Genomic DNA, 15822 nt, shown 5'->3' on the forward strand with positions numbered 1-15822 from the left:
ACGCCTATAAAAAACGGCGCGCCAGTGTGAGGCGCGCCGTTTTCAATTCGACTGATACGTTAGATCTATTTACTTCAAACCTGCGGTCAGCGTGTCGACATTGCCGCCCGCCTTATCCAACAGCGCGCCAATTTCTGCACGTTCGGATTTGAGCAAAGAAATGCCTTCGATGTTGAGGTCGATAAATTTGCCTGTTTTGTCAGCAACAATAAACGAAATGGCAAAGGGGGCTTCGCCGCGCAAAATTGCTGTGCAGGACACGTCGTAAATCGAATTGATCTTTTGCGTTTTCTTTACCTCAATTCTGCCGCCAATAAATTCGCGAAAACGCGAACCGTATTTACGAGAAATGTATCCCTGAAACGCACTTGTGAACGCATTGAGCTGTGCCGCGGAAGTCGAGCGCGCGATCGGCCCAAGGACTGAGCGGGCAATATTTGGCATGTCAGCATATGTCACCAAGACCTTTTCAAAATCGCGGTACATCGCGCTTTCTGATTTGCCAGAATTGATGATGCTATTGATGTCAGACACTGTTTTGGTGATCAGTGTTTCAGCCTGTGCACTTGAAAAAGCAAATGCCGCATGAGGAAGCCCAGCGATTAAGGCTAGGCTTGCCGTTGCGCCTGTCAAAAAGCCGCGACGTGTAGAAACCAGATTATTCATAAAAGTCCTCATAGATACTGTATGCTTGATTTTCTTGATCAGGCGTTGCGTCTTGTGTTGCCTTCACACCGAGTTCAAAGCGACGTCTATCGAGATATGTTAAACGCAGTTGCACATAGCTGTCGGCACTGTCGTAGATCACAGATTCGTATAGGTCGGAATAGCGGTAACGCGTGTCAGCGATATCAGCAAACTTAAGTGCTAGGGGCAGATCTTCAAGGGAGGGATCCAACACAGATCCAATTGGATCAAGCGCTATATCGACCAACAGTCCCACAGTATCGCGTTCGGTCGAAGGACCGTAGACGGGCAAAACCAAATAATTGCCTTCGCCTGTCCCCCATGCATGTAATGTGTCGGCAAACCCTGTGTTGCGTTCCTCTAGACCAAATATTGTTGCGGGATCAAACAGCCCCCCAATACCAAAGGTCGCATTCAACGCAAAACGAGCTGTATTGTGCAGCGCATCCCCCAATTGGAATTGCAGCACATCATTTATAACGACACTGGGCAGGCCAAGGGTTTCGGACACATTGCTGACCCCGATACGCACAGGGTTGGGCACCACTGTGCCGTATGCGGTTGAAACGGGCTTGATTACAGCGCGATCCAGTTTGAGGTTCGCCTCATGTGTTTGACGGTTGCTGGTCTCGTATGGGTCTGATGTTCCAACGGTTGGTGTTTGCGTGCCGCAGGCAGCAAGCAAGCAAGATAAACTCATGACAAGGACGAAATGTTTCACAATGGTATTCCGATATGCTCGGTGGGAGGGCCCAAGGCCCCTTTGATATAAGGCCACATAAACTTTTATTGGCGAAAGCCCAATATTAACATGATGCGCTGTATTGTGATGTGACACAGAATCAACAATCGTTGAACAGATCTTACGGAAGAAGTCGCAGTTTTGCGCAAAATCCAAAATGTGAGCTAAAAGCTGCTGATGACACAAGACACACTTCGCCAAGGTAAAGAAGAGCTTGCGCACACACGCAAGCAATCCCGCGGCCTGTACCTGGCAACGGGGCTCTTTTCGATTTGCATCAACGTCTTGATGCTCACAGGGCCGCTTTTCATGTTGCAGGTCTATGACCGCGTTCTCGGGTCTGGGTCAGAGGCCACCTTGGTCGCTCTGTTTGCGATTGTTGGCTTTTTATACCTGATGATGGGCTTGCTTGATGGCGTTCGGTCACGCGTTTTAACTCGAATCGGGGCGCGCTTTCAGGTGGCGCTTGAGGAACGGGTGTTCAAAGCCTCAATGCAGCGTGATGCAGTAGGAGCCCAACCGCAAGGTAAAGCCAGCGAGATGGATGATTTGTCGGCAATTAAACGTTTTTTGTCTTCGCCTGTTATGGCTGCGATTTATGATTTGCCATTCGTGCCACTGTTCTTATTTGGCATCGCGCTCTTTCATCCGCTACTTGGTTATCTCGCTGTGGGGGGCGGTGTGGTTTTAGTCGCTGTGACTCTTGCCAATCGCGCGATGTCGCAAACCCCACAAAATATCGCAGCACGCGCTGAAACTTTTTCCAGTCAAATGGCTGCGCGCCTTGGCAGTGAAGCGGAGGCGATCCGTGCGCTTGGCATGCAGGGCGCTGCTTACAAGCGTTGGTTTCGGGCGCGTAAAATTGCAGCGCACAACCGCGTGCAGGCCGCAGATGTGACCATGAGTTTTGCAGCCATGTCCAAAGCGCTGCGGTTATTTCTTCAATCCGCTATGTTGGCGTTAGGCGCTTGGCTTGTCCTTCAGCGCGAAATTTCGCCAGGCGCGATGATCGCTAGCTCCATTTTGTTGGGGCGGGCGTTGCAACCTGTGGACATAATGATTGGACAATGGAGTTCCGTCCAGCGCGCTATATTGGGTTGGACTAGCCTTGCTGAGTTGCTGGGACGGTATCATAAAGATCCCAAGCGTCATTCACTGCCGCGCCCAACGGCCTCACTTGATGTACAAAATCTCACCGTGATTCCACCGGGACAGGCGCAAGCCTCTTTGCGCATGGTGTCATTCAAAGTAGAGCCGACCGAAGCAATCGGTGTTATCGGGCAGTCAGGCGCAGGAAAGTCAACCTTGGCGCGCGCTTTGACAAGTGTTTGGGCCCCTTCTGGCGGTAGTATCCGCTTGTCCCATGCCAAACTTGATCAGTACGATCCTGATGTGCTTGGGACCTATATCGGCTATTTGCCCCAACGTGTTCAATTGTTTGATGGCACGATCGCAGAAAATATCGCCAAATTGTCAGACACTCCTGATGATGCCGCAGTGGTCGCAGCAGCCCGAAAAGCCGATGCGCACGCTATGATTTTATCCCTGCCAAATGGCTACGACACACTTGTGTCGTCTAGCGGTGGTTTGTTGTCTGGCGGTCAATTGCAACGGATCGGTTTGGCGCGAGCTTTCTACGGTGATCCGGTTTTGGTGATTTTGGATGAACCAAATTCTAACTTGGATAATGATGGGTCGACTGCACTGAACGCAGCGATCCGTCGGCATAAACAAGAAGGCGGATCTGTACTCATTATGGCGCACCGCCCCTCTGCTATTCAGGAATGCGAGAAACTATTGGTGCTGGATAAAGGTGGGTTGCGCGCCTTTGGCCCTCGCGATGCCGTGTTGAAGCAAATGGTGCAAAACAGTCAAGACATCATCCGAAAATCCGGGCCCGGAGGTGTACAGTGACGCAAAAAGACCCATCCGCTAATTCTGCGCCGGTTGCTGCGGCTCAGACCAATCTTCATCAAAGCCAAACAGGGCAGTTGCCTGATGAAAGCTGGTCTGCGCGGGGGCCCTTGGCTGTTGGCATTGTTTGTATCGTGTTACTTTTGGGAGGTTTCGGATTGTGGTCTGTCGTGGCGCGGATAGACGGTGCGATCGTCGCCTCGGGTCAGGTGCAGGTCGAACAAAACCGACAAGTCGTAGCGCATCCAGATGGGGGTGAAATTTCATCGGTGCAAGTGCGCGAAGGGTCTTCGGTTCGCGCCGGTGATGTGTTGCTACAGCTAGATGGGCGCGAAATCTCAAGCAGCCTTGCGATCACAGAAGGGCAGTTATTTGAGATGATGGCGCGTGCTGGGCGGTTGCAAGCCGAGCGCGATGGGGCAGAAACGATTTGGTTTGATGAAGAACTACTAAGCCGCGGTGCGATTGATGCAGATGTCGCCAGGCTGATCGAAGGTCAGCGCGCGTTGTTTCACGCCCGTCGCTTGACCGCTCAGCAAGAAATCGAACAACTGGGCAAACGTTCGGTGCAAATTTCGGCGCAGATCGATGGTATGTCAGCACAAAGGTCGGCATTAGACCAACAACAAGCACTCACCGAACAGGATCTTGCATCACAAGACTCCTTGTTGACCCGCGGCCTCACCCAGCAAAGCCGTGTCAACGCTTTGCGTAAAGAATTGGCCGATGTTCTAGGGCGTGCAGGCAGTATCTCTGCCTCAATTGCTCAAGCGCAGTCGCAGATTACCGAGATCGAATTGCAAATTCTGAAACTGAGTTCGGGTCGACGCGAGGATGCTATTACGACTTTGCGTGATATTCAGGCACGTAGTTTGGAACTGCGCCAGCAACGCGCGGTCTTGAAAGAGCGGTTGAAGCGACTAGAGATCCGCGCTCCTGTGTCGGGTATCGTCTATGATTTGGCGGTCTTCGGAGCTGGTGCTGTGATAACACCCGCTGCACCTTTGCTTTATATCGTGCCTCAAGATACGCCATTGGTTGTATCCGCACGCGTTAATCCCATTCATGTGGATCAAGTCTACCCTGGTCAACCAGTGCGCCTGCGCTTTTCTTCCTTTGACAGCCGCACCACGCCAGAGATCGAGGGAACAGTCACAAAAGTGTCCGCTGATGCATTTGTTGATGAGGCGACCCGTTCGAGCTATTATTTGACACAGATTAGAATTGATGAGAAACAGCGCAGCTTGCTACCGGCTGACGTGGTTCTTATTCCAGGAATGCCAGTAGAAACATTTATGTCAACGGGGGAGCGTTCGCCCTTGGCATATCTGACAAAACCGCTAACTGACTACTTCGTGCGCGCATTTCGCGAAGATTAATTGACGACTGAGATTGGGACGATGACGATGACACATGAAATTGAAACCAAGCTGGCGGAGCTCGGCCTTACCCTGCCCGACGCGCCCGCACCGGCTGCAAATTATGTGCCCTATGTTCAAACTGGAAATCTCATCCATATCTCAGGCCAGATTTCAAATGATGAAGCGGGCTTGATTGTCGGGAAGCTTGGCTTAGATCTTACGACAGAGCAAGGCGCACAAGCTGCGCGTAGTTGCGCTTTGTCACTATTGGCCCAAGCCAAAGCTGCAAGCGACGGCGATCTGACGAAAGTCAAACGCCTTGTTAAAATGGTTGGTTTCGTGAACTCAACACCCGATTTTACCGAGCAGCCAACAGTGATCAACGGCGCGTCAGATTTGATGGTTGCTGTTATGGGGGATGCTGGGCGTCATGCGCGTTCCGCCGTTTCTGCTGCATCTTTGCCACTGGGTGTCGCAGTCGAAATTGAAGCGATTTTTGAGGTTGTATAAATCATGATGTCTCTTCCTGATGTATTTTTGAAAGCTCCGATTGCACATCGTGCTTTGCACAACGAAGCACTGGGCCGCGCAGAGAATAACTTTGCCGCGATGGATGCTGCGATTGAAAAGGGCTTCGGTATAGAAATCGATATTCAACAAAGTAAAGATGGCCAAGCGATGGTGTTTCACGACTACCATCTCAACAGGTTGACCGAGGGGTCTGGTCCCTTCGCTCAACAAACTGCTGCCGAGCTTGGACGGTTGCGGTTCAAATCGGGCGAAGTCGGCGTGCCAACTTTGGCGCAGGTACTGGATCACATCAAAGGTCGTGTGCCTTTACTGATCGAAATCAAAGACCAAGACGGTATCATGGGGCCAAATGTCGGCGATTTAGAGCGCGAAGTCGCCCGCGTTTTGACCGGATATGCTGGCCCTGTTGCTCTGATGTCATTTAATCCACATGCTATGGCCGTTATGGCAGAAGCCGCGCCGCAAATCCCGCGCGGCCTCACGACCTGTGGATACAAGCCACAAGACTGGCCGTTGCTGAAAGAAACCACGCGGGCATATTTGCGCAAAATCCCAGACTATGAACGGATTGGCGCTTGTTTCGTGTCGCACCAGTGGACTGATCTTGCTTCTGAGCGCATCGAAGAACTCAAAGAAGCGGGCGCACGCATTCTAAGCTGGACGATCCGTACAGCGGCAGAAGCCGCCGAAGCCGCACGTTTTTCTGAGAATATTACCTTTGAGGGCTATGTTCCTGCTTGACGCTCAGTAATATCGGTACAGATTGAGGGCGCAGGAGTGCCCGATGAGTAATCAGATAGAAATTTTTGTCAGCGGTTCGATCGCTGACTTCGTGCCCGAGGATTGGGATGCCTGCGCTGGAGGGGGTTCGGCTTCCTCAGGCCGCGCTGCCGACCCCTTTACGACACATCGTTTTTTGCAAGCTTTAGAAACCTCTGGGTCGGTCGGGACGGGGACGGGCTGGGCGCCCCGCTATTTAGGGGCGCGTCAAAACGGTACCTTGATTGCTGTGGCGCCTCTTTATGCAAAAGGGCACTCGCAAGGCGAGTATGTTTTCGACTTTGCTTGGGCGCAGGCCTATGAAAACGCAGGTGGCAGTTATTATCCAAAATTGCAAGTTGCCGTACCATTCAGCCCCGTCACAGGACGCCGTTTTCTGTGTCGCGCGGGCTTTGAGAGCATCGGACAGTCTGCATTGGTGCAAGGCCTTGTACATGTGGCAACCGAGCAAGAGATGTCCTCTTTCCACGTCACGTTTTGCACCGAGACAGAGGCGCAAGCAGGGCGGGATATGGGGCTCATCCATCGTATCGGTCAGCAGTTCCACTGGGAAAATAAAGCCTATACCGATTTCAACGACTTTCTCAGCCAGCTGTCATCCCGCAAACGCAAAGCAATCCGCAAAGAGCGCTTGCAAGCGCAGAGCTTTGGCGGCGAAATCATCCAATTAACAGGGGATGCGATCCAGCCTGAACACTGGGATGCATTTTGGCAGTTTTATCAGAACACAGGTTCGCGAAAATGGGGCACCCCCTATTTGTCCCGTCGTTTTTTTGACTGCATTCAAGACAGTATGCGCGATGATGTCCTTTTGATCTTAGCGCTACGTGATGGCGTTCCAATCGCTGGGGCGCTTAATTTTATAGGTAGCGATACTTTGTTTGGGCGCTATTGGGGGTGCACGGAACACCACGCCTGCCTGCATTTCGAACTGTGCTACTACCAAGCGATAGATTACGCCATTGCTCAGGGGCTGGCGACTGTAGAAGCGGGCGCGCAGGGAGAACATAAGTTAGCTCGAGGATATCTGCCACGCACAACGCATTCATTGCATTGGATTGCCGATGCAGGGTTTGCAAGTGCTGTTCAAGAGTTTGTAGAAGCAGAAAAATCCGCTGTCGCTCATGAAGCCGACATTTTAACAAGCTACGGACCGTTTAAGAAAAACGTCAAGGAAAGTGACCATGACTGATTTAATACCTCATGACAAACTATCCGATATGCTGCCAACGGGGTGGGTGCTGTGTGACGAAGGCACGGCGATGGAAAAGACATTCAACTTTGCTGATTTCGCAGAGGCGTTCAGCTGGATGACTCACATGGCTTTGGTGTCGGAAAAGGTAAATCACCATCCGCAAATGCTCTATGTTTACAAAACCGTACAAGCATATTTGACAACCCATGATGCAAATGGGATCACCGAAAAAGATATCACTTTTGCGCAAAAAATGAACGAGGTAGCCGGCGATGTTTGAGACCATATTAAACTATGAAATTTACCAAGGGCAAACACTTGGTGACATCCTGACGCTTGATACATTGCTTGGATTCGGCGGTTCTGTCTTGGGCGCGATTGGCATGTTGCTGGTTGGCTTGGTGGTGTCCAGATGGGCGTCAGGGCGTATTCGCCGTGTAGGTGGCGCGTTTCAAAAGCTCGACGATACCTTGTTTAATTTTCTGGCAAACATCGCTCGCTACGCGATTTTGGCATTCACAGTTTTGTTCATTCTCAACACCTTTGGGATTCAAACAACATCCATTGTCGCATTAATCGGTGCGGCAGGTCTTGCGATTGGTTTGGCGCTGCAGGGCACCCTATCGAATGTCGCAGCTGGCGTGATGATTGTGCTTTTCCGCCCGTTTAAATTGGGCGACTTCGTTGAGCTTGCAGGCGTTTCAGGGACTGTAAAAGATATCACGTTAAACTTTACCGAACTTGCCAATGTGGCAAACGTACAGGTCATCGTGCCCAATGCGGAGGTCTGGGGTAATATCATCACCAATTATTCAACCAATCAAACGCGTCGTGCAGAGTGGACATTCGGGGTTGCTTACGGTGCTGATCTGAAGCTTACAGAAGAAACCATTCGCAGCACCATTATGGCGGACCCACGATCTCTAACCGAACCTGCCCCCTTTTTCCAAGTTAATAACTTGGGGGATTCTTCGGTTGATTTCTTGGCACGTGTTTGGGTCTCAAATTCTGATTACTTCCAATATCAGGCGGACATGAAGCGTAAAGTCAAAGAGGCTTTGGATGACGCGGGCATTGATATTCCGTTCCCCACAAGAACCTTGGTCAACGTTTAAGACATAAAAAACGCCCGCATATTTTTTGCGGGCGTTTTCATATTTGAATGAATGCTCTTAGAGGGCGTCGACGACAGCCTCGCCTGCTGAGATGTTGCATTCCCCAGCGCTGCCTTCGAGATTCAAAACGGTTACAACACCGTCTTCGGCCACCAAAGCGTAGCGTTGTGAGCGATCAATCAGACCCGCAGGTGGTGCCGAAAATTCAAGCCCAATTGACTTGGTGAATTCTGCTTGTGTGTCGCCGAGCATCGCGATGCCTGCAGCAGATGCGCCCGTTGCCTCACCCCATGCGCCCATGACGAATGGGTCATTCACCGAGATGCAAATCACTTCGTCAACACCCTTTGCAGTTAAGGCGTCTTTGGTACGGATAAAGCTTGGCACATGTGCTGTAGAGCAGACGCCAGTGTAAGCACCAGGCAGGCCAAAAATCACGACTTTGCGTCCAGCCGTTTTTGAGGAAAGCGCCACGGCTTCAGGGCCTTCTGCGCCCATTTGCAACAAGGTTGCGTCTGGAAGTTTGTCACCAATCGAAAGTGTCATAATGTGTCCTCATGCGTTTTCATTTCTATTCTAACGTTATAAGCTTCTTTCAACATTAAACTAGGTGAGAACTGACATGGCCCATTTTATCGTTGTTGGCGCAGGGCAGGCGGGACAATCAATCGTAACCAATTTGCGAGGTCAAGGGTTTGACGGACAGATTACTCTGATTGGCGATGAGGCTGCTGTCCCTTACCAGCGCCCACCATTGTCAAAAGCATATTTGCTTGGTGAAATGGAGTTGGATCGTTTGTATCTGCGCCCAGCCAGTTATTACGCGGATGATAATATTGATCTACGCACCTCTGTAACAGTCACTGCAATTGATCCAGAGACAAAAACAGTGACACTTTCCAAGGCAGACGGTGATCTTGAAACATTAAGTTACGATGCTTTGGCGCTTGCCACGGGGTCTGCGCCGCGGCGTTTGCCTGCTGCGATTGGAGGAGACCTAAAAGGCGTCTACACTATGCGCAGCTTGGCTGATGCTGATGCTGTGGCTCCAGAATTTGTTGCGGGAAAATCGGTGTTGATCGTCGGGGGCGGTTACATCGGACTTGAAGCCGCAGCCGTCGCCGCCAAGAAAGGGCTGAACGTCACTTTGGTAGAAATGTCCGAGCGCATTTTGCAACGTGTTGCTTCAAAAGAAACGTCAGATTATTTCCGCAATTTGCACGAAAGTCATGGGGTTAAGATCTGTGAAGGTACGGGATTGAACCGCCTCATAGGCGAAGATGCCGTAACGGGTGCAGAACTGTCTGATGGAAGCACTCTAGACGTTGACTTTGTCATCGTGGGTGTCGGCATTATTCCAGGTACGGAACTGGCAGAAAACGCAGGGCTTGAAATCGACAACGGTATCAAAACCGATCTGTTTGCCCGTACATCTGATCCATCTATCTATGCCGCAGGGGATTGCGCATCCTACCCAAGCGGCGGTCAACAAGTGCGTCTTGAAAGTGTTGGCAATGCCATCGATCAAGGCGTCATCGTGGCGAAAAATATGTTGGGTCAAAATGTTGAATACACGCCAAAGCCGTGGTTCTGGTCTGATCAGTTTGACGTGAAACTACAAATTGCGGGTCTGTCCACAGGTCATGACCAAGTGGTGATCCGTGAGGGCGAGGGAACTCGGTCGCATTGGTACTTCAAAGATGGCCAACTGATTGCGATTGACGCTATGGGAGACACACGTGGCTATATGGTGGCCAAACGCCTGATAGAAAGCGGAAAAACTGCCGACCCTCAATCTGTTGCTGATCCATCGTTCGAGCTGAAAGCATTGTTGAAAGCTTAATGCGGATTATTGCAGGGCAATTCCGCGGTCTTGCACTGACCGCTGTTGGCAAAGGGGATACGGGCGCTCATTTGCGCCCGACCACAGATCGTGTGCGCGAAAGCCTGTTCAACGTGCTTGCCGGTGGAAAATTCGGGGATGCGCTCACAGATGCGCGCACCTTAGATTTGTTCGCAGGCACAGGCGCTCTTGGCTTAGAAGCACTGTCACGTGACGGCGAATGTGTGACCTTTGTGGATGATGGGCGCAAAGCGCAAAGCTTGATCGAACAAAATATCGCGATCTGCGACGCAACAGCGCGGTGCAAGTTGATTCGAGCCGATGCGACGCGCTTGCCCGCCAATTCAGACGCGCCTTATGATTTGATTTTCCTTGACCCTCCCTATGCCAAAGGCTTGGGGGAAAAAGCAATAGATGCCGCTTTGCGGGGCAATTGGCTGACGTCACGCGCATTGATTGTTTGGGAAGAGTCAGCTCCTATCATCGTGCCTGATGCTCTTACACTTTTGGATACGCGCAAATACGGTGATACCAAAATCAACTTTTTGGAACCTAAGCTTGCGTGACGCTTATAGTCTTGGGTGCTACGGGCGTGCCACTGATCCGCGGATCACGCCACGCGCACAGGTTGATGCGCAACCTGTGTCCACAACCTGTCCTTTGGGACAACTGCCTTTGTTGCTACGAATCACTTATAAAGTGCCAATTGCAGTTGAATAGTATCTTGAGTGACATATGAGAATTACACGGCTCACGAAATACCCTGTCAAAAGCGTTGCGGGTTACGATTTGGCTATGGCAACTTTCGGCCCTTTAGGCATTGATCAAGATCGCAAATGGGCCGTGGTATACGGGTCTGGTATCGCTGCAACACGCCGAGAGTTATCGCGGCTTGCGAACCTACACGCCGTGTGTACCGACTTTGGCATTAGCCTGTCTTTTGATGGTGAGCGCATAGATGTGCCTTGGCCCAGCGGTGCACCGACAACGGCCTATGTGTTTTCAACAAAGATCGAAGGTGTGCAAGACGCAGGGAATTATGCCTCGCATTTCCTATCCTCTTCTTTGGAACGCGAGGTGCGTCTGGTTTACATGCCTGACGAAGTCACGCGCTCTGTTTCTTCTGCTTACACCGATCGCCCGCATGCCACAGGGTTTGCGGATGGTTTCCCTGTCCTCATCACATCAATGCCCTCTCTGTTGGCCTTGAATGCGGAATTGCAACAGCCGATTGAAATGCGCCGGTTTCGACCAAATATCGTCATTGATGGGGCGTTTGAGCCATGGGCAGAAGATGAATGGCGATTGATCCGTGTTGGCACGACCATCTTGCGTGTCGCAAAGCCATGCGAGCGCTGCGTGATGGTGACCCAAGATCCGGTGACGGGCGAACAAACAGATCAACGAGAACCCTTGATGACCTTGCGTCGGTTGCATAGGGCCTCGAACGGAAAAATTATTTTTGGCCAAAATGCGGTCGTCGAAGTCGAAGGCACCGCAAAGTTGGGCGATGAAGTTGAAGTCCTAGAACGCGGCGCTTCAAATTTGATCTAAGGATGGTTTTGTTAACCATTGATTAAGCATACTGACCCAAGATGGTTTCATGGGACAGATCCATCGCATATTTTGTGTACTTTTCGTTCTCACGGTAATTAGTGCCTGTGCGATGGATAGTCCTGCACTTGGCTATACGCGCGGGGATGCCAAAACCATCGAATTGAGTGGGAACACCTATAAAGTCTATAGCGAGATCAACGGAAATCGGGTCGAAGCCCACCGAGTAAACGCTGTTTTTCCACCCCCATCGCGTTTGCTTATTTTACAGCAGGCCCATGAAGCAATCGTGCGGACCACGGGCTGCGACGTGAAAAAAGGTTCGCTTGTTGGAGATCAAGCCATAGTCAAAGCCATCGTGCAATGCACCACGGCTTAAAGCAACGCCTCCAGTGCTGCGCGCGCGGAATTTGACCTTGGTCGCCACAGGTCGCGATCCATGGCTTCAACCAAGCGCTGGGCAATTTCTTTTAAAGCTGGTGCGTTATGGTCATTGATGAAATTTCGCGTGTCGTCATCTTCGATAAATGCGGCATGAACCATATCAAAATGGTGATCTTTCACGGCATGCGTGGTGGCTGAAAAAGCGAATAAATAATCCACGGTCGCCGCAATTTCAAAAGCCCCTTTATATCCATGACGTTTCACTCCAGCGATCCATTTTGGATTCACAACACGTGAGCGAACAACGCGACCAATTTCTTCTTCTAATGTACGAATGACTGGACGTTCGGGACGGGAATGATCGTTGTGGTATATCGGGCGATCTTGACCCTGAAGTGAGGCGATAGCAGAGGCAGCGCCCCCTTCGAATTGATAATAATCATCACTGTCCAGTAAGTCATGTTCGCGGTTATCTTGATTGTGCACGACCGCTTCGACCTGCGATAAACGTGCTTCGAACCCTGTGCGATCTTTTATGCCTTCACGCCCAGCGCCATAGGCATAGCCACCCCATTCCAAATAGGCGTCAGCCAAGTCTTTGCGGGCTGTCCAAATGCCTTCGTCAATCATCGCCTGAAGACCCGCGCCGTAAGCTCCAGGCTTAGAGCCGAAAACACGTGCCGTACTTTCGCCTGCGCGCGCGCGTGCCGCTGCAGGGTTTTGATCCGCTGGTTCATCTAATTCTTGGATCGCGCGGGCGGCGCTATCGACCAATGCGATCAACTGCGGAAATGCGTCACGGAAAAAACCAGAGACGCGCAGGGTTACATCTACACGTGGGCGGGCTAAAACGCCAGCTGGCAGGATTTCAAAACCCGTGACACGGCGCGACATCTGATCCCATTTGGGCTTGACCCCCATTAAAGCTAGGGCTTGTGCAATGTCATCACCGCCTGTGCGCATGTTGGCTGTGCCCCAAGCGCTGACCAGCATTGCGCGTGGCCAATCTCCGTTGTCTTGCAAGTAACGTTCGATCAGCATGTTGGCGGATTTCCACCCCAATTTCCACGCCGTTTGTGTCGGCACAGCACGGGCATCAACCGAAAAGAAATTCCGCCCCGTCGGTAAAACATCCAAACGTCCACGTGTCGGCGCGCCACTTGGACCTGCGGGCACAAATCGACCCGAAAGCCCGTTTAAAAGCCCCTCTAATTCGGCAGGGCCACAGGCGGTCACCGTAGGCAACACCGTTTGACGTAAGTGATCTATAACTGCTTGCGAAGCGGGGCCTGCTGCTTCCAAGTTTTGATCTAATACTTGGGCTGCGAAAAGTTCAAGCCGCTCGACAGTATCTCCCGCTGTGCGCCACACATCAGTATCTAAAGCAGTCAAACTGGCAGGTTTAGAGCCTGTCCAAGGGGCTGACATGTCGCAAGAAAGCGGGTCGAAGTCGAAGCCAAAATCATCAGATAAAGCGCGAATGATTGATGCGTCATGGCCTAAGCCATCACCGCGAGGCACGCGCACCAATGCCAGTGCAAGATCACGCGCCAAACGACCCTCAGGCGCTTGACCAAAGATATGCAAACCATCGCGAATCTGGGCCTCTTTCAATTCACATAGATAGGCATCGAGCTTTGCTAGATCGTCGTCTTCGTCCCCTGTCATACCGACGTCGCGGTCCAAACCTGTGACTGACGACATGGATAATATTTCTTTGCGTAGGGCCGCGATACGGCGTGGATCAACGCCAGCGGCTTCAAAATACTCGTCTACCAAGGCTTCTAAATCACGCAGCGGCCCGTATGTTTCTGCGCGCGTCAAAGGTGGGGTTAAGTGGTCGATGATCACAGCCTGAGTGCGGCGTTTTGCTTGAGTGCCTTCACCGGGATCATTCACAATGAACGGATAGAGATGTGGCATAGCGCCCATCACGGCTTCGGGCATACAGTCTTGTGACAAGGATATCGCTTTGCCGGGTAGCCATTCAAGATTTCCGTGCTTTCCCATATGCACCAAAGCATCAGCACAAAAGGAATCGCGAAGGAAAAAGTAAAACGCAAGATAGTTGTGTGGCGGCACCAAATCGGGTGCATGATAGGTTTCTGTCGGGTCGATATTATACCCGCGCGCGGGCTGAATACCCACGACGATATTTCCGTAGGTCAAAACGGATAGAGCAAAGGTATCTTCAGCAACAAAAGGGTCGACTTCTGGGGCGCCCCAACGGTCTTCTATCTGGTTGCGCACTGCTTGGGGCAGTTTGTTGTAGCTTTGCTTATACGCGGCCAAACTCAAACGCACCCCGCCCGTGCGTTGAGCCCGATCGGTCAGCCAGTTTGTAGGGCCCGCAAGAATATCTTTCATCAATGCGTCGCTATCATGTGGCACATTGTCCACCGCATAGCCCTCAGCTTTGAGCGCATTCAAAGTACCTATTGTGGCTGCAGGGGTATCCAAGCCCACGCCATTGGCAAGCCGCCCATCTTTATTGGGATAGTTGGCAAGTATCAGCGCGACTTTGCGATCTTTGGTTGCGGCATTTCGCAAGGCACACCAATTGGCTGTCAGATCTGAAACAAAATCAATGCGGTTCTCATGCGCGATATAGGTCGCGATCGGGCATTCAGTTGCTTTATCAAAATAGGCCTCGCCTTTGAATGAGACTGCGCGGGTCAACACGCGGCCGTCGACCTCGGGCAGGGCGACATTCATCGCAATATCGCGTGCCGAAAGGCCTGTCGTGCCTTCTGACCAGCTTTCGTGAGATGACGATGACAACACCACCTGAAATACAGGTGCAGCATTGGCAAAGTCGGCTGCTAATGGGTTTGTCGTTCCTCCGCCGTCTGGTGTTCCAACCGCAAATGACGTGCAGTTTAAGATTGCGCTGGGCGGCGCTGCGCGCAGCAGGTTTTCCAATGTTGCAACAGAAATAGGGTCTTTTAACGAGGCCACAAAGATAGGAAGCGGGTTTAACCCACGCTCAAGCAAGCTTTTGACCAGCCCATCAATCGGGGCAAGCCCTGCGCCCTGAACCAATGCACGGTAGAAAATGATAGGCACGACGGCGGCATCTTTCGACCACTGTGATCGAAGATCTTCTAAGTCCACAATGTCGCCTTTGGGCCAATAAATTCCGGACCGCAGTAAAGGTTTCGCGGGCTCTGGACGCGGCTGTCCCTCAAGCAAGGCTGCGGCATAGCGCAAAAAATTGCGTGCATTTTGCGCACCGCCTTCTGTCAGATAAGACCAAAGCGCATGATAATCTTCGGGGGATACTGTGGACAGTTCAGCAAGCTCAGCATCGGGTTTGTCGTCCCCTGGCAATAGAACCAAAGGTACACCTGCGTCATGCAGGCGTGCGGCATATTGTTCAACGCCGTATTTCCAATAGCCTGAGCCGCCCAAGACCCGCGCAATTACCAAGCCCGACTTCGTTGCACAGTCGTCCAAATGCAAATCAACAGACATGGGATGGCGCAAATGCATCATGGAAGCCAAGCGCAAACTATGAGTGTTGTCCGTGGCACGATGTGCTTCTGACAAAAGCGCCAATTCTGTATCGGCTGCCGAAATCACAACAATATCCGCAGGGGTTTGGTTAAGATCGACGGCTTCGGTGCCATCATCGACAGCGCCAGCCGTAGCCGCAAGAAGGTGCATCGCGTTTGTCCTTTGTCGTATTCTCTTGTTTCACGATGCGCTTTGCGGCA

16 protein-coding genes are annotated in these 15822 nt (G+C 51.6%); 12 read left to right on the top strand and 4 right to left on the bottom strand.

The features are described from left to right. Positions 1-69: 69 nt before the first annotated feature. Positions 70-666 (bottom strand): MlaC/ttg2D family ABC transporter substrate-binding protein, encoded by a 597-nt coding sequence (locus tag EDD53_RS13470; protein ID WP_123794081.1) that lies wholly within the window; start codon positions 664-666, stop codon positions 70-72. Beyond that, a complete protein-coding gene (locus tag EDD53_RS13475) occupies positions 659-1387 on the bottom strand; it encodes an MlaA family lipoprotein (protein WP_123794242.1) in 729 nt (242 codons plus the stop codon). The genes EDD53_RS13470 and EDD53_RS13475 overlap by 8 nt, the downstream gene beginning before the upstream one ends. A gap of 219 nt (positions 1388-1606) precedes the next feature. Between EDD53_RS13475 and EDD53_RS13480 the strand changes: the two genes are divergently transcribed. The 7 genes from EDD53_RS13480 to EDD53_RS13510 are packed head-to-tail and all read left to right on the top strand — an operon-like array spanning position 1607 to position 8325. Next, a complete protein-coding gene (locus EDD53_RS13480; RefSeq protein ID WP_123794082.1) occupies positions 1607-3343 on the top strand; it encodes a type I secretion system permease/ATPase in 1737 nt (578 codons plus the stop codon). After that, a complete protein-coding gene (locus EDD53_RS13485) occupies positions 3340-4722 on the top strand; it encodes an HlyD family type I secretion periplasmic adaptor subunit (RefSeq protein WP_342772331.1) in 1383 nt (460 codons plus the stop codon). The genes EDD53_RS13480 and EDD53_RS13485 overlap by 4 nt, the downstream gene beginning before the upstream one ends. A 27-nt stretch (positions 4723-4749) precedes the next feature. Beyond that, entirely contained in the window at positions 4750-5214 is a 465-nt protein-coding gene (locus EDD53_RS13490) for a RidA family protein (protein ID WP_123794083.1), read from the top strand. Positions 5215-5217: 3 nt separating this feature from the next. Beyond that, positions 5218-5976 carry a glycerophosphodiester phosphodiesterase family protein gene (locus EDD53_RS13495; RefSeq protein ID WP_123794084.1) on the top strand — a complete coding sequence of 253 codons (759 nt, stop codon included), beginning with the start codon at positions 5218-5220 and terminating at the stop codon, positions 5974-5976. A 43-nt stretch (positions 5977-6019) separates the two neighbouring features. After that, a complete protein-coding gene (locus EDD53_RS13500; RefSeq protein ID WP_123794085.1) occupies positions 6020-7207 on the top strand; it encodes a GNAT family N-acetyltransferase in 1188 nt (395 codons plus the stop codon). Then, positions 7200-7490, top strand: coding sequence for a 4a-hydroxytetrahydrobiopterin dehydratase (locus EDD53_RS13505; RefSeq protein ID WP_123794086.1), 291 nt, complete (start codon positions 7200-7202; stop codon positions 7488-7490). The genes EDD53_RS13500 and EDD53_RS13505 overlap by 8 nt, the downstream gene beginning before the upstream one ends. Beyond that, positions 7483-8325, top strand: a complete 843-nt coding sequence (locus EDD53_RS13510; RefSeq protein ID WP_123794087.1) for a mechanosensitive ion channel family protein — start codon at positions 7483-7485, stop codon at positions 8323-8325. Before EDD53_RS13505 ends, EDD53_RS13510 begins: the two co-directional genes overlap by 8 nt. Before the next feature lie 57 nt (positions 8326-8382). Here the strand turns inward: EDD53_RS13510 and EDD53_RS13515 are convergent, their stop codons facing one another. Continuing rightward, complete coding sequence (locus EDD53_RS13515) at positions 8383-8871, bottom strand: peroxiredoxin (protein WP_123794088.1); 489 nt, start codon at positions 8869-8871, stop codon at positions 8383-8385. Positions 8872-8947: 76 nt separating this feature from the next. Between EDD53_RS13515 and EDD53_RS13520 the strand changes: the two genes are divergently transcribed. From EDD53_RS13520 to EDD53_RS13535, 5 genes are read left to right on the top strand one after another with little or no spacing between them, the layout of a single operon-like run. Further along, positions 8948-10168 (top strand): NAD(P)/FAD-dependent oxidoreductase, encoded by a 1221-nt coding sequence (locus EDD53_RS13520; RefSeq protein ID WP_123794089.1) that lies wholly within the window; start codon positions 8948-8950, stop codon positions 10166-10168. Beyond that, complete coding sequence (rsmD, locus tag EDD53_RS13525; protein WP_123794090.1) at positions 10168-10734, top strand: 16S rRNA (guanine(966)-N(2))-methyltransferase RsmD; 567 nt, start codon at positions 10168-10170, stop codon at positions 10732-10734. The genes EDD53_RS13520 and rsmD overlap by 1 nt, the downstream gene beginning before the upstream one ends. After that, positions 10727-10888 carry a hypothetical protein gene (locus EDD53_RS14880; RefSeq protein ID WP_170162773.1) on the top strand — a complete coding sequence of 54 codons (162 nt, stop codon included), beginning with the start codon at positions 10727-10729 and terminating at the stop codon, positions 10886-10888. The genes rsmD and EDD53_RS14880 overlap by 8 nt, the downstream gene beginning before the upstream one ends. Positions 10889-10903: 15 nt before the next feature. Further along, positions 10904-11722 (top strand): MOSC domain-containing protein, encoded by an 819-nt coding sequence (locus EDD53_RS13530; RefSeq protein WP_123794091.1) that lies wholly within the window; start codon positions 10904-10906, stop codon positions 11720-11722. 49 nt (positions 11723-11771) lie between these two features. Then, complete coding sequence (locus EDD53_RS13535) at positions 11772-12101, top strand: hypothetical protein (protein WP_170162774.1); 330 nt, start codon at positions 11772-11774, stop codon at positions 12099-12101. On the opposite strand, the gene cobN is transcribed toward EDD53_RS13535, so the two are convergent. Further along, positions 12098-15772, bottom strand: coding sequence for a cobaltochelatase subunit CobN (gene cobN / locus EDD53_RS13540; protein WP_123794093.1), 3675 nt, complete (start codon positions 15770-15772; stop codon positions 12098-12100). The two genes, EDD53_RS13535 and cobN, sit on opposite strands and share 4 nt — an antisense overlap. Positions 15773-15822 lie beyond the last annotated feature (50 nt).

The sequence above is a fragment of the Pacificibacter maritimus genome (genome assembly GCF_003814915.1).
GTDB classification, from domain to species: domain Bacteria; phylum Pseudomonadota; class Alphaproteobacteria; order Rhodobacterales; family Rhodobacteraceae; genus Celeribacter; species Celeribacter maritimus.